General features: G+C 61.3%; 16 protein-coding genes. 6 read left to right on the top strand and 10 right to left on the bottom strand.

Translation table 11 applies throughout. The features are described 5' to 3' along the window. Positions 1-9: 9 nt before the first annotated feature. Entirely contained in the window at positions 10-1,254 is a 1,245-nt protein-coding gene (locus C2L64_RS37145) for a DUF1479 domain-containing protein (protein ID WP_007583173.1), read from the bottom strand. Between the two features lie 93 nt (positions 1,255-1,347). On the opposite strand from C2L64_RS37145, the gene C2L64_RS37140 reads away from it, so the two are divergent. Further along, positions 1,348-2,322, top strand: a complete 975-nt coding sequence (locus C2L64_RS37140) for a helix-turn-helix domain-containing protein (protein ID WP_007583174.1) — start codon at positions 1,348-1,350, stop codon at positions 2,320-2,322. Between the two features lie 35 nt (positions 2,323-2,357). On the opposite strand, the gene C2L64_RS37135 is transcribed toward C2L64_RS37140, so the two are convergent. Further along, a complete protein-coding gene (locus C2L64_RS37135; RefSeq protein WP_176133776.1) occupies positions 2,358-3,266 on the bottom strand; it encodes a LysR family transcriptional regulator in 909 nt (302 codons plus the stop codon). A gap of 70 nt (positions 3,267-3,336) precedes the next feature. On the opposite strand from C2L64_RS37135, the gene C2L64_RS37130 reads away from it, so the two are divergent. Both C2L64_RS37130 and C2L64_RS37125 read left to right on the top strand, forming a co-directional pair. Next, a complete protein-coding gene (locus tag C2L64_RS37130) occupies positions 3,337-4,113 on the top strand; it encodes an NAD(P)H-dependent oxidoreductase (RefSeq protein WP_007583177.1) in 777 nt (258 codons plus the stop codon). 185 nt (positions 4,114-4,298) lie between these two features. Further along, a complete protein-coding gene (locus C2L64_RS37125) occupies positions 4,299-4,718 on the top strand; it encodes a hypothetical protein (RefSeq protein WP_007583179.1) in 420 nt (139 codons plus the stop codon). Between the two features lie 97 nt (positions 4,719-4,815). Here C2L64_RS37125 and C2L64_RS37120 read toward each other — a convergent pair whose 3' ends face one another. Beyond that, on the bottom strand, positions 4,816-5,544 hold the full coding sequence (locus C2L64_RS37120; RefSeq protein WP_007583181.1) for an OmpW/AlkL family protein: 729 nt from the start codon (positions 5,542-5,544) through the stop codon (positions 4,816-4,818). Between the two features lie 113 nt (positions 5,545-5,657). After that, positions 5,658-6,422, bottom strand: coding sequence for a ParA family protein (locus C2L64_RS37115; protein ID WP_007583183.1), 765 nt, complete (start codon positions 6,420-6,422; stop codon positions 5,658-5,660). 229 nt (positions 6,423-6,651) lie between these two features. Here C2L64_RS37115 and C2L64_RS37110 point away from each other — a divergent pair, with 229 nt between their 5' ends. Both C2L64_RS37110 and C2L64_RS37105 read left to right on the top strand, forming a co-directional pair. After that, on the top strand, positions 6,652-6,867 hold the full coding sequence (locus tag C2L64_RS37110; protein WP_007583185.1) for a hypothetical protein: 216 nt from the start codon (positions 6,652-6,654) through the stop codon (positions 6,865-6,867). Between the two features lie 123 nt (positions 6,868-6,990). Further along, positions 6,991-7,797 (top strand): alpha/beta hydrolase, encoded by an 807-nt coding sequence (locus C2L64_RS37105; protein WP_007742963.1) that lies wholly within the window; start codon positions 6,991-6,993, stop codon positions 7,795-7,797. A gap of 18 nt (positions 7,798-7,815) precedes the next feature. Here the strand turns inward: C2L64_RS37105 and C2L64_RS37100 are convergent, their stop codons facing one another. Both C2L64_RS37100 and C2L64_RS37095 read right to left on the bottom strand, forming a co-directional pair. Beyond that, on the bottom strand, positions 7,816-8,985 hold the full coding sequence (locus C2L64_RS37100) for a pyridoxal phosphate-dependent aminotransferase (RefSeq protein ID WP_007583188.1): 1,170 nt from the start codon (positions 8,983-8,985) through the stop codon (positions 7,816-7,818). 108 nt (positions 8,986-9,093) lie between these two features. Next, positions 9,094-9,396, bottom strand: coding sequence for a hypothetical protein (locus C2L64_RS37095; RefSeq protein WP_007583190.1), 303 nt, complete (start codon positions 9,394-9,396; stop codon positions 9,094-9,096). A gap of 414 nt (positions 9,397-9,810) precedes the next feature. On the opposite strand from C2L64_RS37095, the gene C2L64_RS37085 reads away from it, so the two are divergent. Next, on the top strand, positions 9,811-11,523 hold the full coding sequence (locus tag C2L64_RS37085; RefSeq protein ID WP_007583194.1) for a purple acid phosphatase family protein: 1,713 nt from the start codon (positions 9,811-9,813) through the stop codon (positions 11,521-11,523). A gap of 547 nt (positions 11,524-12,070) precedes the next feature. On the opposite strand, the gene surE is transcribed toward C2L64_RS37085, so the two are convergent. The 4 genes from surE to C2L64_RS37065 form a co-directional block, all read right to left on the bottom strand. Beyond that, the gene (gene surE / locus C2L64_RS37080) at positions 12,071-12,853 is read right to left on the bottom strand and encodes a 5'/3'-nucleotidase SurE (protein ID WP_007583196.1); all 783 of its coding nucleotides are present in this window, start codon (positions 12,851-12,853) and stop codon (positions 12,071-12,073) included. 83 nt (positions 12,854-12,936) lie between these two features. Continuing rightward, the gene (locus C2L64_RS37075; protein ID WP_007583198.1) at positions 12,937-14,157 is read right to left on the bottom strand and encodes a porin; all 1,221 of its coding nucleotides are present in this window, start codon (positions 14,155-14,157) and stop codon (positions 12,937-12,939) included. 61 nt (positions 14,158-14,218) lie between these two features. Continuing rightward, a complete protein-coding gene (locus C2L64_RS37070) occupies positions 14,219-14,761 on the bottom strand; it encodes a hypothetical protein (protein ID WP_007583200.1) in 543 nt (180 codons plus the stop codon). A gap of 84 nt (positions 14,762-14,845) precedes the next feature. After that, positions 14,846-16,189 (bottom strand): MFS transporter, encoded by a 1,344-nt coding sequence (locus C2L64_RS37065; protein ID WP_007583201.1) that lies wholly within the window; start codon positions 16,187-16,189, stop codon positions 14,846-14,848. Between the last annotated feature and the right edge of the window lie 8 nt (positions 16,190-16,197).

Below are 16,197 nucleotides of genomic sequence, written 5' to 3'. Positions count from 1 at the left end.
CCGTTTCAACTACAGATCAAACCCGAGTTGCGCCTTGCCAAGTGGCGTCAGGTCGTCGGGTGTCGCACGGCCGGTGAAATCGACTTCAAAGTGGTCAGTCGGGAAATCAGGCGGGCTTTCGCCTTTCAGGAAGCTCGGCAGCTGACGCTTCAGATAAGCATCGTTTTTGCCGCACGCGGGCACCGAGGCGATATACATCACGTTGCTGTAACCCGCGCCCTTATGCTCGTCTTCTACCGCATGAATGACGTCGCTGTGCCAGAACACGGTGTCGCCTGCTTCCATTTTGGGAATGGACGACAACGCCTCGAACAATGGCGCATGAAATTCCCGCTTGATCGAGAGCGCCCGACCCGGCATGGCCCCGCAAAGGTCGTCGTCGTCGACGTCGTCCTGAAGTGCGCGCAGCAGGATGTACACCATCGAATTGGCGATGGGCACGAGTTGCAGCGTGCCGTCGCCCGGTCCCTGCGGCGTCAACGCTGTCCAGCCCTGGAAGGTGCGGAACATCGAGCAGACGGCCGGTGACGCGATCTCTTCTACGTCGGGCCGGAAAGCGGCGTCGAATGCATCGTAATCACGCCAGTTGCCGGCAAACACGTGGCGGTACACCTTGCGAAAATTGCTTTCGATCCAACGCTCGACGGACCCGCCGTCGCAATGCGCCGACAAGCCGAGCGACGCTGAGCCAGGTGGCCGCCGACGCAGACGGTCGGCATAGACAGGCACATGCTCCGGATCGAAGTGAACGCGTCCGTCGCTCTCGTTTCGCCAGAGTTTGTTGAGGAATACACGTGCAGCCGTCAGCGATTCTGACTGACGGGCCAGCACTTGTGGCTTCGACCAGTACACGCCGTAGATCTGCGGCTTGCTCGAGGCCAACTGGCCAAAATATTTGTCCTCGGCGCGGTTTTCGAGGCGCTTGTCGAGATTGTTTCGCTCCACGTAATGGGCGATATCTTCGTCCCAGCTCTGCACCAGAGCGCGGGAGAAGACATTTCGAATCACACATGCGCCGCGTGCCTTGACGAGTGCGATCTGCTCGGCAGTAACACGTTGTCCGGCGATGTCGGAGAACTGAATCTCAGGAATGACGTTTTCCCCACGATCGCGCTCACTGGCAATCCGCTTCGCCTCTTCGCCGATCGCTTTCTCGACTTCGGCAAAGACCTCCCGGTAGTTCGGCAATGCCGCGCGCAGCTCCTTTTTTGCCTGCCGGATTGCGCCCGGCAAATCATCGATTTCCAGCGCCATGATCGTCTCCGTTTGCATTTCGTGTCCGGTAGCATATGACGCGCACGCAAGCCGTAGTGATACTATTCAGGCAATTCATTTGCGTTTTCGGCCATGAAACCAGCCTACGAACATGTCGAGTTCGGCGAGGACTGTTCGGTCCGGGTTTACCATCGGCGGCTCCCGCGTATTCCGTTCGAATGGCATCACCATCCGGAGTACGAGTTAACGCTGACGATGAACAGCCGTGGCAAGCGCTACATCGGTGACTCGGTCAACGACTATGAAGCCGAGGACCTCGTCCTCGTTCCGCCGGATTTGCCGCATACGTGGGCATCGAATCAATCGGTCGAAGCGTCCGCACCGCAGGTCGCCATTGTTATCTGGTTCGACGGCGATTGGGCGCGGCGTATGGCGGATTGCTGCCGTGAATATGAACCGCTGCGTAAGCTTTTACGCAGGGCCGCGTGCGGGCTGGCATTCGAGCCGCCTGCGGGTGAATGGATGCGCGGCCGTCTGGAGCAATTGCTGTCGAACGTGGCGCGCGAACGCCTGAGTGCGGCACTCGATATTCTGTGCACGCTCGCCGACGCGCCGGGCCACCCGCTCGCCTCACCGAGTGCCTTCAATCAGGCGAACACGGGCCCATCCGGGCATGAGCCCGAGCGGATCAACCGTGTCCTTTCAATGATCGACGCGCGCTTTGCCGAACCCCTGCGGCTGTCGGAACTCTGTGCGGCGGCCAGCCTGTCGGAACGCACGCTCACACGTTACTTTGTCCAGCATATTGGTGAGAGCGTCGGGCGGTATATCGCCCGGGTTCGCATTGGGCACGCGTGCCGCATGCTGGCTGACACTTCCCTGCCCGTTGCCGTTATCGCTGCCCGCTCGGGGTTTACGAACGTCGCCAATTTCAACCGGCAGTTCAAGGCAGCGAAGCAAACGACTCCCGCCGAATATCGACGGCAGTTCCTGGCTGCAGGTTCTCCCGATCAGGACGCGCCAGCTCATTTGACCGAACGCTCTCCTTCATTGCAAAGGAAGCGGAAATCAACAGGCGGCAAAAACGGCGAAGCGGGAGTTCGCTAGTCACGCACCGCGACAGTACCGGGGAGAGACCGATTTCACGCAGCATTGGCAATCTGCTCGCGCAGCCAGCGATGCGCCGGGTCGCGATGACATCGCTCATGCCATAGCATCCCCATTTCATAGCCGGGCACGTCAACAGGCGGTTTGACGATCTGCAATGCACTCATGTTCCGAACCAGTCGCTCGGGCACCATCGCGACGAGATCCGTGCTCGCCAGCACGGACAGCATGAACAGAAAGTGCGGAACAGAAAGCACCACACGCCGTGTGAGCCCCAGTTGCCCGAGTGCTTCATCCGTGACGCCGCGAAACCCGCCGCCATCCGGCGAAACAATCACATGCTCCAGTTCGCAGAACTGCGCCGGCGTCGGCCGACGTTTGAGTCGTGGATGGCCCGCGCGGCCGGCCAGCACATAACGCTCCGTGAACAGCACCCGGCGATGCATGCCCAAAGGCGACTCGTCACTGGTATGAAAGGCGAGGTCGATTTCCCCTCGTTCCGCCTGCTTCGCGATGCGCGGCGGCACCATCTCGACAACGGAAAGCCGGGTGCCCGGCGCCGCCGAGCGCAACGCCTTCAACGCGGGCAGCAGCACGGTAGATTCGCTGTAGTCCGTCGCCGCCACTCGCCACGTTTGTGTCGCCGTGGCCGGGTCGAATGCCTTCGCAGGCGACATGACGTGCTCCAGCGCATCGAGCGCTTCGCGCAACGGCTCTCGCAGCTCGTCCGCTCGCGCGGTGGGCCGCATGCCTCGCGGACCAGGCAGCAATAGCGGATCGCCAAAGATCTCGCGCAGCTTTGCCAGATGCACGCTCACCGAAGGTTGAGAGAAGTTCAGTCGCTCCGCCGCTCGCGTCACGTTATGTTCGGAGAGGAGTGCATCGAGCGTGACCAGCAGGTTCAGGTCCAACCGTCTGAGATTATTCATCGCAATACCGGGCATATTAGAAATTCATTTCCAATATACCTGAGCGCCACTTACGCTGCTTTCCGTGAATCACGGAGATCGAATCATGAATGTATTACTCGTCTATGCTCACCCCGAACCGCGCTCGCTGAATGGCGCACTGAGGGACTTTTCCATTGCGCGACTGGAGAAGAGCGGACACGCCGTGCAGGTGTCGGATCTATACGCGATGAACTGGAAGGCATCGCTCGATGCAAGCGACAGCGTGACTCCGCCCATCGGCGAACGCTTCGACCCAAGCCTCGATTCGAAGCACGCGTTTGAAAACGGCTTGCAAAGCGAGGACATCGCACTGGAACAGCAGAAGCTGTTGTGGGCCGACACGGTGATCCTGCAATTTCCACTGTGGTGGTTCTCGATGCCAGCGATCCTGAAAGGCTGGGTGGAGCGCGTGTATGCGTATGGCTTCGCGTATGGCGTCGGCGAGCATTCCGATGCGCGCTGGGGTGACCGCTATGGCGAAGGCACACTGGCAGGCAAGCGCGCAATGCTGATCGTGACGACGGGCGGCTGGGAATCGCACTATGGCCCGCGCGGCATCAACGGCCCGATCGACGATATCCTGTTCCCGATTCATCACGGGATTCTGTACTACCCGGGCTTCGACGTGCTGCCGCCGTTCGTGATCTACCAAACCGGCAAGATGGATGAAGCTCGGTACACAGCCACTTGCGATACGCTCGGGCAACGTCTGGACAATCTATGGGCGGTGCCGCCCATTCCATTTCATCCGCAGAATGCGGGGGCATACGAGATTCCCGCCCTCACGTTACGCGACGATATCGCGCCCGGCAAAGCGGGATTCGCCGCGCATCTCGGATGACGATTACGCTCGTGCATTGAGCCACGCTCAATCCCGTCAATCGGGCTCTATGCGCGATGCGTAATATTTCCGAAATACTCTGCGTTATTACATCGCCTTTCGCATCGAGAAAATATTTCTGATCCCTATTATGCTATAACCGGAATGTGAGCCAAAACTAGCGATCACTCCGATCTCGATGCGATATGGCGTTTTACTATGTCGAACCCGAAGTCGCTGGCGGCCTTGGAAAGGATACCGTGCTGGATCCTGACGTCCATCCGCCAACCGTCATCAAACTGCATTACCGGATTATCAATTGGCTGGGCGATGCGCTACTGGAGAGCTTCCCTGCGTTGATCATCACGCGCGAAGCCGCCAATGCGTTGAATGAAGCCGGCGCGAGCGGATTCGAATGCCGCGAAGTTGAAATAACGGTTAGCGACTCGTTTAAAGAAATTTATCCGGAGCGGATATTGCCGGAATTTCTATGGCTATGCGTGACGGGCACGGCGGGACGCAGCGATCTCGGCATTGCCGACGACTGGCGGCTCGTCGTCTCCGACCGCGCACTCAAGATATTGAAGACATTCGGCCTGGATAACGCCCTTGTCGAAGATTACTGACGTCGAGCATTGCTGTTCGCCAAAAACCAAAAGCCAAAGGCCCATCGATTGACGGGCCCCTGGTTGCCTTTTTTGAAGAATGACTTTGAAGCTCTAGTCAGAAGCGATATCCGACCGACACAAAGGAAACGATAGGGTCCACGTGGAGTTTCGATGTGCTCGTCACCGTGCCGACGCTCGAATGGGTCGTCAGCGTTGCGCGCGTCGATAGCCACATATACGACAGCGACACGCCCGCCGACCAGTGCTTGTCGAAGTTGTACGTGAAGCCCGCGTTGATGACGGGCGCAAACGAACTGCTCAACTTCGCCGATGTCTGCCCTTCAAGCGCGGTGCCATAAGTCGAAGAGTAAAGAAATGCGCCACTCGACATCGCCGAACTGAGCTTCACGCCGCTATACCAGACATAGGCCACGCCCGCACCGAGGTACGGACGGAAATGGCTTTGCGCATCGTTGAAGTAATACTTCAGCAATAGCGTCGGGCTCCACTCATACGCCTTGCCCAGTTCGCCGAGTCCCGCGAGCGTGCCCGTGCCCGACAGCGTGAATTTCGGCGGCACGCCGAACACGCCTTCTGCCGCGATGTGATCGGTGATGAAATACGTCGCGGTGAACCCCACGGTATCGGCGCCGTCGACACTGGCGCCCGACCCGCTCGCGGTCATCGTCGAGCCCAGCGCATTGATGCTGAACGGTTGACTCGACGACTGCGGCGCGAGATGAAACCAGCCGACATTCGCCACGAAACTACCCGCGCTCTGCGCATGCGCGGCCGAGCCCGTCAGCAACGCGGCCGCAAGGGTGATAGCCCGGTATGGCCTCATCGATCTCCTCCTTTGTTGTGTTGGTCTGGAGGCGATTCTATGCGTACGACCGTGCTAATCGATAGATCGAATCTGGTGAGTTGTCTCTGGAATCTGGTAAGGATTGGCCCCGGCTAACCCGCCAGTTCGCGATGCAGCGCCAGATACTCGAGCGAGAGCTTGTGCCGCGGATCGAGGTGAATCACAGGCTTCGCGTGCTGGTGCGATTCCTTGATCTTGATGGACGACGACAGCCTCGATTCGAGCACGGGCAAGCCTTCGCTCACCAGTTCGTCGACCAGTTGCTGCGGCAGGCTCGCGCGCGGCTGAAACTGGTTGATCACGATGCCTTCGACGTGCAGCGCATCATTGTGGTCCTGCTGGATTTCCTTCACGTTATCGAGCAGCGTATAGAGCGCGCGGCGCGAGAAGTCATCGCAGTCGAACGGAATCAGACAGCGCTCGACGGCGATCAGCGCGGAGCGCGTGTAGAAATTCAACGCGGGCGGCGTGTCGATGTAGACGGCATCGTACATGTCGAGTTCGTTGAGCGCATCGCGCAGCTTGTAGATCTTGTAGCGCGATTCGAGCTTGCCGTGCAGCGTGTCGAGATCCGCGTGCGCGGGCATGATGTCCAGATTGTCGAATGGCGTCGGATGAATGAACGACGTCACATCGACGGGCTTGAAGCTGAACGTCAACGCCGTTTCGAAGAAACCGGCCACGGTGGGATTGACTTCGCTCGCGCGCGAGCCGAGCAGATACTGGCTCGAATTGCCTTGCGCATCGAGATCGATGACAAGCGTGCGCAGCCCTTCACGCGCGCTGATCGCCGCCAGGTTGCATACGATGGTCGATTTGCCGACACCACCCTTCTGATTGAATACGACGCGCCGCATATGTCCCCTCTTGCTGTCGATCTGCCCGAAAAACCAGCAGCATACATCAGCCAGACTACCGGGCGAGGCGCGCCATAAAGCGCGTGGACGACGCGCAGGTCGTGCGACGCGATTTCATGGCCTAGAATCGTTTCAGGCGCATCGCGGCCGAACGCCCTCAGACACCGTGCCGGGCATCGGTCATGCTGGATGTGCGCCATCTATTGCGCGAACATATCAGGAGGTCACGATGAAAGCAGACGACAAGGGCGACGTGCGCGCCTTCGTGCAAACGGCCGAACAGGCGGGCGATTTCGTGTGGGTGATTGCACTGATCGATTTCGGTGCACGCGAAGTGAAACGCACGCTCGTTTCCGACGAAAAGTACTCAACCCGAGCGGCCGCGAAAGACGCAGGCGACGCCCGCCTGAAGGCCCTCACCGAGGACCGTCACGCGCACGCGTAACCGCCCTCGCCCGCTGCGGCGGGCATAGACCAGTCCACGACGAGCTGTTCGAAGCCGGCATCGGTTTCGACGGCTCGTCGTGTTGTTGATCCAGAAGAATGACAACCTGTGACGGACACGGACATGTCGATGATCAAGTTCTGCGTCCGCCTCGCGCTCGTCGCGTACGTGGTCGCGCTGATCGCGCTCTACCTGATGCAGGACCGCATGCTGCTGCCTGCGCCGCTCGACATCCCCGGCACGCCGACAGGGCATCACGGCGCCTACGACGTCGAGCCGTGGCATGTCGACGGACTCTACGCGGGCTATGTCGCAACGCCTGCCGCCGCAGCGCCGCGCGGCACGTTCGTCCTCTTTCACGGCAACGCGGAAACAGCGGAGAACAAGCTGCCCGTTGCCGAAGTCTTCGTACGCGATGGCTTTCGCGTCGTGATGGTCGAATATCCGGGGCAAGGCAACCGTCAAGGCAAGCGCACGATGTTAGCGGCGTTGGCGGCATCGCGAGACGCGCTCGTCGCAGCGCGCGCGCAATGGAGCGGACCCGTTTATCTGGTGGGCGAGTCGCTCGGCGCGGGTATGGCGGCGCAAGCCGTCAAAGGCAATGAAGCCGCGGTTGCGGGTGTCGTGCTCATTACGCCATGGGACACGCTCGCGAGTGTCGCAGGGGAAAAGTACTGGCTATTTCCCGTGCGCTGGATGCTGCACGATCCATTCGATTCTGTGGCCGCACTAGAACGCTATAACGGACCGGTTGTCGTGATCGCTGCGCAGCAAGACTCGCTGATTCCGATCGTTCACGCGCAACGGCTGGCGAGCGCGCATCCCGGCGCGCAGTTGATGGTGTTGCCCGACGCGAGTCACGACAACTGGTTTGGCGCGATGCACGATATGCAATGGCGTCAGGTGCTGAACTGGCTGCACGCGGATTGACAGCGCACTCTGGATGCGTCAGATGCTCCACGCCGCTCGCACACGCTCGCGGATATCCGTGAGACGTTCGACGGATTCGTTCGCGAACACGAAGCGCAGATAGCGTTGCGCTTGCGGGCCCCAGCCGTTCATCGGCGTCGCGGCGACTTCGCCTTTTTCGAGCAGCAGGCGTGACGCATCGGGCGGCGCGATGCCGAACTGCGTCGTGTCGATGAGCAGCGACCATCCGCCATCGGGGCGCACCACAGGCAGATCGCGCAACGCGTTCAACAGAAAATCGCGCCGCGCCTGCCATACGGCGACCGCTTGCGCGACGCCATCGTCTGCGCACGTCAGCGCCGCCGTCGCACCCGGCATGCCGATACCGACCTGGCAAACGACGTTCGACAGACTCGTCAGCCGCACGTCGTTCATGACGCGTTCGGGACCGACGATCCAGCCCACGCGCCAGCCGATCATCCGGTACTCCTTGGATACGGAGCCAACCGTGAAGGTGCGCTCGCGCATCTCCGGCAACGACGCGGGATGAATCACGTTGTGCCCGTCGAACAGGATGCGCTCCATCGCGGCGTCGTAGACGAGCCACGCATCAGTACGGCGGCAATGTTCGGCGATTGCGTGCCATTCGGTTTCGTTGGCGACGAAGCCGCTCGGCATCGACGGAGACATGATGAGGAATGCCCGCGTGCGCGGCCCCACTGCGCTCGCCAATGATTCGAGATCGAGCCGCCAGCCATCGGCGGAGGCATCGGTGGAAGGCAGGAGCCGCGCGAACTTCGGCACGCCACCTGCGAGCAGCACGCGATTGATGAGGCCCGCGTACGTCGGGTCGGTCAGCACGACTTCGTCGCCCGGTTCGAGGATCGACAACAGCACGTTGAGAATGCCCGCGAGCCCGCCCGCGGAAATGATGCACTCGCTGCCGGCGTCGTAGTCGATACCTGTCGACTGCTTCATCCGCGCGACGACAGCCTGACGCAATGCTGTCTGCCCGGTGAACGGCAGATAGCTGTTCGCGTCGTCATCGTCGACGGCTTCGTGCGTGCGGCGGATTGCTTCGGCGGGCGGCCTCAGGTCGGTGTCGAGGTTCTCCAGCCGCAGGATGTTGCGATTCTTCGGTGCGTCGGCAGCGTCGCCCATTCTGTCGACGCCGATGCCCGGGATGTTGCGCAAACGTGAGACTGTCACGGTGCTGCCCTCCTCGCATCAGGCTGAGTTCATCGCTGAATCAACGGATATGCGGGGCATCATACTATTGCGTCGGGTTGGCGTCGTGATCGACGCGATGCAGGCGCCTTACCCCCGCCTCGCCATCAACTCATTGCGAATCAGCGCATGCAGGTCTTCAGCACTCGGCTGCGTGCCCCAACTGCTCGCGCCCGCCACCGATGCAATCGCGAACCACGAATGCGGCGGGAACCATTCCTGCACCATCACACCGTCCTGTCTCAGGCACAGTTGTCCCGTAAGCTCGCTGTATTCGGCCGACATCGATTTGCCGTTCGTCTGCACCGTCACGCACGTGCCCTTCAACGACGGCTGCTCGTCGACGCTCACGATCACGTCGTCGTCAGATGGATGTTCATATGCGCCCGCCATGATCAGCAGCGTCCAGCAAGTGCGCTTCGACGCAAGCGCCCGGGCATCGTCAGGGTGATAGTTGCTTTCATCGTGCTCTCCCAGCTTCGGATCTCGGGAGACACTCTATGCAAATCGCACTGGGAAGATGTGTGCGTGTGTAAGCAAACGTGAATTCCCCGACGCGATTCACCGTGTGCGGGGAGAAAGTGTAACGTCAGCGTTCAATTGCCTTGCCATGTGTGCGCCCATTACAACACCCGCGCCAGCCGCGAACGTGCGTGCGTCGCGATCGCGCTGTCACAGCGAGGTAACAGGTTTGGGAATATCGTGTTGCCCGGAATGACGCTTCCTTCCCGTTCCTTTCCAGCGCCGACGCGCCCGCGCCGCTGCGTATTCGCGCGTCGCTTGCCTTCCAAAGCGAGAACAAAAGACATGTCGAAAAAGAACTCCCCTGATACAACGCCGGACGAACCGGACAACACACAGTCCGCCACGCAGGCCACCATCTTTTCGCGCCGTGGCTTTCTGAAGCTCGCGGGCGCGTCGGGATTCGCGACCGCCGCGAGCACGTTTGCAGGCTCCGCCAAAGCCGATCCGTCGACACCCGATGGCACGCCCGAGCAGGTCCATCTCACATGGGGCGAAGATCCCACGAATGAAGTCGTGGTGTCGTGGGCATCGATGGCGGCCGCTGCGAATCCGCACGTGCGCTTCGGCGCAGCCGGCGACAGGAAGGAAACCGTTCACGCCGTCCAACGCACCTACACGGACGGCCTGAATGGCGAAGTCGTGTTCACCTATCACGCGCGTCTGCACGGCCTGAATGCGGGAACGACGTATCAATACGAAGTCACAGCCGATAACGACAGCAACGTGGGCACGCCCTTCTCCGCGTCGTTCAAGACCGCGCCGCACGGCCGCGCGCCGTTCCGCTTCACGAGCTATGGCGATCTCGCGACGCCCAACACCGGCTGGGTGCTGTCGTCGCCGCAAAGCCGCTTCGCGGTGCAGGCCGTCGAGCGTTTCCAGCCGCTCTTTCACCTGCTCAACGGCGACCTGTGCTACGCGAACCTGAACCCGACGCAGCAGCCGGCTGTGTGGCGCGACTTCGGCAACAACAATCAGTCTTCGTCGGCGAATCGTCCGTGGATGCCGTGTCCCGGCAATCACGAAATCGAATTCAACAACGGCGCGCAAGGCTTCGATTCGTATCTCACGCGCTATACGCTGCCGCACAACGGCACGCGCTTTCCGGGCCGCTGGTATAGCTTCCGCGTGAGTTCGGTACTGTTCATTTCGCTCGACGCCGACGACGTCGTGTATCAGGACGCAGCCGCCTTCGTCGCGGGCCCGGCGCCGCTCGTGCCCGCCGCGAGCACGGGGAACCACGCGATTGCGCCAGGCACGTCGTTCTACGTGCGCGGCTACAGCAATGGCGAGCAAACGCAATGGCTGGAAAAAACGCTGCGCCATGCCGCCGACGATGACGATACCGACTGGATCATCGTGCAGATGCATCAAGACGCGCTCAGTTCGTCGAAGACAGGCAACGGTTCCGATAAGGGCATCCGCGAAGCATGGCTGCCGCTTTTCGACCGCTATGGCGTGGACCTCGTGCTATGCGGCCACGATCACGACTACGAGCGCAGCTATCCCGTGCGAGGCTGCAACCATCACGCGGGCATCGATGCAACCACGGGCGAGAAAGTCGACACGCTGCAACCGAAGCCGGTTGTTCATTCGCATGCAAGCAACGGCAACGCGTTCGACACCAGCCACGGCACGATCCATCTGATTCTCGGCGGCGGGGGCACGAGCGCGCCGCTCGACGTGTATGGTGTCGACACGGGCAACGGCAATCCGCAAGCGAAGGTGTTCACGAAACCCAACCGGCCAATCCCCGGCGCAACGGCAGGCACGTTCACGCGCGCCAACGCCGATGCACTCGAAGATGCGATCTGGTCGGCGCAGCGCGATACGGGCACGGGCTACGGCATCGCCGTGTTCGACTATGATCCGGGTTCGCACGGCGGCAAGACGACGATCACGATGAACTACTACCACGCGCCGGGCGCCGATCAGACGCCCACGGCGAACTACGAGCTGTTCGAGACGATCACGCTGTCGAAACACCGGCGGGGTTGATCGTCACGCGTTGCGCCGTGCGGACGTTGCGCGGCGCAACGCTGTCAATGCCTCGCCGCTTCAGATACCCGTACAACGGCCAGCGGCAGCGAATGGTTTGTGCCGCCCAGGTGGCAAACTGTGTGTAGGTTGTCGCACCGCACAGGTTAGTGCTCTTGCGAGAAACACCAACGTTGCTTCCCGGTCCGGAGTGATGCGTGTATGGCGCGAAAACCTACACACAGTTTGCCACCTGGGCGGCGGAGGACTGTCTGGCGCGGTGTGCTGCGACGCGGGTATGTGAAGCGGGTGAGGCATCGGTTCGAAGCGTTGGCAACGAACGCGAACAGGTGCATTAGCGTATGAAGTACGGGGCCGTTGGGGGCCCTCAGGAAACGACTAGCACTGGCGGTGTGAGCCGCTTTCTTTTGCCTACTTTTCTTTGCGGCGGCAAAGAAAAGTGGGTGCCGCCCCGCACAGGGGCGACGCTTGAAGCACGCTAACAAAACGCGGATGCCAGCGCAAAGCCAAACCAGACCCGAGCAACGCTCCCGGCCAGCCACAGCCTTCACACCCTCAACGACGCCGACAACTTCGCGAAGGTGTTCTCGTCCGTACGATCGAAGTAAAGCGGCGTCACCGAGACGCGCCCCGACGCGACCACAGCGGTTTCACTATCGGGCGCGTTCTCGCGCGGGCCACGCTGGAATCGCAGCCAGTGATACTCGAGGCCACGCGGGTCGACCTGCGGCAGCACGTCGATACCTTCCACGAGACCCACGCCCTGCTTCGTCGGCGTCAACGGACCCGCCCCCGACGCATCGACATCAGGGAAATTGACATTCAGGCAAACGGGCGAGTCGTGCTCGATGGCCAGCAACTGGCGGATCGCGCCCGGCGCGAGCGCACGCGCCGTATCCCAGCGCACGTTCTCACGGTCCCGGAAGGTCTGGCTCAATGCAATCGACGGCAGCCCGAGCAGCAGCCCCGTCATCGCCGCGCCGACGGTGCCGGAGAACATCGTCTCGACGCCGAGATTGCCGCCGCGATTGATGCCGGACAGCACGAGCGTCGGTGGCGTGTCGCGCATCAGATGACGCACGGCCATCACAACGCAATCGCCAGGCGTGCCCACCACGCCGAAGCGGCGCTCGCCCTGGCGGCTCACGCGCAGCGGCGAATGCAGGCTGATCGAGTGCGACGTGCCGCTCTGATCATGCTCGGGCGCGACGATCCATACTTCGTCGGCTAGCTCGTTGGCTACGGCTTCGAGTACGGCGAGGCCGGGGGCGTCGATGCCGTCGTCGTTGGTGAGGAGAACGCGGGGGACCTTGCTGAAGGATGCGGACATGACGTGAGATACCGGTAACGGACAGATGCCGTTACGCTACCACAAGCCGAACCGGGTGCACCGGCTCGGCTTTTCGCTTCACATCAGAAGCGATGAATCACACCAAGGCCAAACGCAAACTGACTGGCCGTCGACGAAGGCGTCGAATTGAAGCCATCGCCGATACTCGCGGTCGCGTCGATGATCTGCCCCGCGCCGTTCGTGCCGAGCGTCTTGCCGTTCGCGCGTTGATACGCTTCGAGCGCATAGAGGCCCGTACGCTTGGACAGCGAATAGTACTGGGACAGGTTGAACTGCTGATACGACGCGCTATCCGTAATGCCATTCGCGCGAGTCGCACGCGTATAGCTGTAGCCCGCGGCAAAGTCCCACGTCACAGCCGGTTTCCAGTGCAGCACGGCGCCAGCCGTGTTGAAGATCGCCGTATCGGTGAACTTCGAATTGATGCCGGGAATGTACTGAACGTTCGAGTACGTCGCCGTCACGTCCCACGCGCTGTTGAACGTATAGCCGCCGCCGACGGCAAAGCGCTGCTGCGCGCGCGCCGTCTGGTAGCCGTTCGTCAACGCGGATACGCCGATCTGCGAGCCGCCGTTCGTCGTGGTGGAATCCGCGCCCCACGCACCGCCACCCGAGGTCGAATTGTTGATCCGCGAGAAGCCGACCGCGAGACCGATCGGGCCCAGTGCGTACTGGATCGCGGTCGTCCACGTCGAGCCCTGATTCACGCTGCCCGCTACGCCGCCGAGCGAATACGAGCCGCTCACCGTCAAGCCGTACAGCTTCGGCGACGTGTACTCGAGCGTATTGTTCGCGCGATAGATCGTGTCGAGCCCGTCGATATCGCCAGGATGCGCGCCGTAGAAGCCCGTGATCCATGTCGTCGGGCTATACGGCGACAGCAACTGGTAATACGAAGCGTACTGCCGGCCCGCCGTGAACGTACCGTAGGTCGGATTCGTCACGCCGACATACGCAAGACGCCCGAACATCGCATTCGTGTACTGCTGCGCGCCCGTTGCCGAATTAAAGCCCGACTCCAGTTGAAAGATCGCTTTAGTACCGCCGCCGAGATCTTCCCCGCCTTTCAATCCGAAGCGGCTGCCCGCCCACACGCCCGGCGTCATCTTGACGACCGAGTGCCCGCCGCTCGTCGACCCAAGCGATGTCGAACTGCTTTGATAAGCCAGTCCGTTATCGACAATGCCGTACAGTGTCACGCTGCTTTGCGCAAAAGCCGGCGCGCCGCCAACGATTGCCGCCCCAATGACAACCGCCTTTACGCTGCTGGTACTCCTCTTCATTCTTGTGACCTCCATCTTCCTGGTTTTTGCTGCTGTTTGAATTCTTTAAACCGCTTCGCCGTTATGTTCTGTATTGGCTCAATTTCCGCTTCACCGTCAAAGCCAGCGGCACGGTAAAAAAGAGGTGAGACATAAATCCGCCAATCACGACATTCGGATTCGTATAGTCGGGGTGGTTATCCGAGACGACAATGATCGCGACGTGCATCACGATCCACGCAAGCACGGCGTAAAAGAGCGCGACAAAAGTCGCTTCGTATCCGCGGCGTTGAAAGTACGGCCAGATCAGTGCGAACAGCACGCCCCACGCAAGCGCAAAGACAAAGTGAATGCCCGTGCCGACGAGATACGCCCACACGCCGATCGATTCCTGCACCGCCTTGCCAAACACCAGCCCCGTCGCGTTACGCGGAATGCCCGCGAGCGGCATCAGATGCTGGATGCCGACCCACACCACGGCCTCGTAGATCCAGATGATCACCGCGCCGAGCAAACCGGCCGCCAGTCCCGCGCGAATCATCGCGGCCAGGCTCGGCCAGCCCGAAGCATTCAGCGCTGCATTGCCGCCGAGTTCTTTTCCGCTAATGCTGAAGTTGCCAGCCATCTCGTGTCTCCTCATCCCTGTTTAAACGTCGGGTGCTGCGAAAGCCGACGGCGCATCGCCATCGGCGAACTTCACGTATTGACTTCAGACATCGGCGACCGGACTCGTGATGAAGCGCAACGCAACGCGGTTCATCACGATCGCAATGGCGGCGATCACGGCGGGCACGGCGAGCACCGAGAACACGGTCGCAAAGCTGAAGCCCAGCGAGAGCAACGCACCGCCCACCAGCGAACCCAGAATCCCGCCAAGCCGGCCAAAACCCAGCATCCAGCTGACGCCCGTCGCACGGGCACGTGTCGGGTAGCAGCTCGGCGCGAGCGCGTTGAGGCCCGTTTGCGCGCCGCTCATGAAGAAACCGGCACACGCAACGAGAGCGGGCAAGGTGCCGGATTGGAGCGTGCCCATACCGAGCGCGAAGATGAACACGCCGCCCAGCAGATACGAAAAACCGATGACGGCATTGCGGTCCATCCGATCCATTGCAAAGCCGACGGCCACCGCGCCGATCGTGCCGCCCAGCTGGAACATGCCCGTGATCGCTGCGGCGCGTTCGACAGGCAGGCCCGCGTCCTTGATCAGCGTCGGCAGCCAGCCCGTCAGCAGATAGATGATCAGCAGGCCCATGAAGTACGTGACCCACAGCATCAGCGTGCTCATCGCGTAGCCATCCGCGAACAGCATGCGCACGGGCGCTTTCTCTGCAACGACAGGTTCCGGCGCGGTAAAGCGAACGTCGTCAGCAAACCGGTGTCCGCATACACGTCCCAAGGTGTGCGCAATGCGCTCCGTGACAGCCTTGCGCACAAGCATCAGACGCGCGGACTCGGGAAGCAGCCATAGCAGCAACGGCAGGCTGACAACGGGCAGAATGCCGCCGAACATGAACACCGCGCGCCAGCCGAAATGCGGAATCAGCCACGCGGCGACGAAGCCGCCCGCGCCCGAGCCGAAGTTGAAGCCGGTGAACATGATCGTCAGCAGCAGCGAACGGCTGCGCGACGGCACGTATTCGGACAGCAGCGTCGTCGAGTTCGGCATCGCGGCGCCGAGACCGAGTCCCGTCAGAAAGCGCAGGATAACGAGCGCAGTGGGTGTCTCCGCGAAAGCGCAAAGCAGGCTGAAAAACCCGAAGCAGAACACGGAGCCAATCAGTATTTTCTTTCGTCCGACGCGATCCGCCATCGGTCCGGCGACCAGCGCGCCAACCGCGAGGCCCACCATCGCGGCGCTCATCACGGGTCCGAAGGCGGCGCGGCTCACGCTCCAGTCGTGCATGATGACGGGCGCAACGAATCCCATGACGGCCGTATCGAGCCCGTCCATCGTGACGATCCAGAAGCACAGCACAAGCACGAGCCACTGGTACGCGGACATCTTGCGTGCGTCGATGAACGCCTTGATGTCGACTGATTCTGTTGGTTTCATAAATGTCT

It is taken from the genome of Paraburkholderia hospita, assembly GCF_002902965.1.
In the GTDB taxonomy this organism is placed as follows: Bacteria; Pseudomonadota; Gammaproteobacteria; order Burkholderiales; family Burkholderiaceae; genus Paraburkholderia; species Paraburkholderia hospita.
Note: the sequence above shows the minus strand (reverse complement) of the source record. Positions and strands in the feature narration are given on the sequence as shown.

Bases quoted from the DNA above. Each gene is read 5' to 3' on its own strand.
- C2L64_RS37065 (WP_007583201.1), bottom strand. From the start codon at position 16,189: ATGAAACCAACAGAATCAGTCGACATCAAGGCGTTCATCGACGCACGC.
- C2L64_RS37075 (WP_007583198.1), bottom strand. From the start codon at position 14,157: ATGAAGAGGAGTACCAGCAGCGTAAAGGCGGTTGTCATTGGGGCGGCA.
- C2L64_RS37105 (WP_007742963.1), top strand. From the start codon at position 6,991: ATGTCGATGATCAAGTTCTGCGTCCGCCTCGCGCTCGTCGCGTACGTG.
- C2L64_RS37140 (WP_007583174.1), top strand. From the start codon at position 1,348: ATGAAACCAGCCTACGAACATGTCGAGTTCGGCGAGGACTGTTCGGTC.
- C2L64_RS37120 (WP_007583181.1), bottom strand. From the start codon at position 5,544: ATGAGGCCATACCGGGCTATCACCCTTGCGGCCGCGTTGCTGACGGGC.
- C2L64_RS37070 (WP_007583200.1), bottom strand. From the start codon at position 14,761: ATGGCTGGCAACTTCAGCATTAGCGGAAAAGAACTCGGCGGCAATGCA.
- C2L64_RS37095 (WP_007583190.1), bottom strand. From the start codon at position 9,396: ATGGCGGGCGCATATGAACATCCATCTGACGACGACGTGATCGTGAGC.
- C2L64_RS37115 (WP_007583183.1), bottom strand. From the start codon at position 6,422: ATGCGGCGCGTCGTATTCAATCAGAAGGGTGGTGTCGGCAAATCGACC.
- C2L64_RS37110 (WP_007583185.1), top strand. From the start codon at position 6,652: ATGAAAGCAGACGACAAGGGCGACGTGCGCGCCTTCGTGCAAACGGCC.
- C2L64_RS37130 (WP_007583177.1), top strand. From the start codon at position 3,337: ATGAATGTATTACTCGTCTATGCTCACCCCGAACCGCGCTCGCTGAAT.
- C2L64_RS37145 (WP_007583173.1), bottom strand. From the start codon at position 1,254: ATGGCGCTGGAAATCGATGATTTGCCGGGCGCAATCCGGCAGGCAAAA.
- surE (WP_007583196.1), bottom strand. From the start codon at position 12,853: ATGTCCGCATCCTTCAGCAAGGTCCCCCGCGTTCTCCTCACCAACGAC.
- C2L64_RS37125 (WP_007583179.1), top strand. From the start codon at position 4,299: ATGGCGTTTTACTATGTCGAACCCGAAGTCGCTGGCGGCCTTGGAAAG.
- C2L64_RS37135 (WP_176133776.1), bottom strand. From the start codon at position 3,266: ATGCCCGGTATTGCGATGAATAATCTCAGACGGTTGGACCTGAACCTG.
- C2L64_RS37085 (WP_007583194.1), top strand. From the start codon at position 9,811: ATGTCGAAAAAGAACTCCCCTGATACAACGCCGGACGAACCGGACAAC.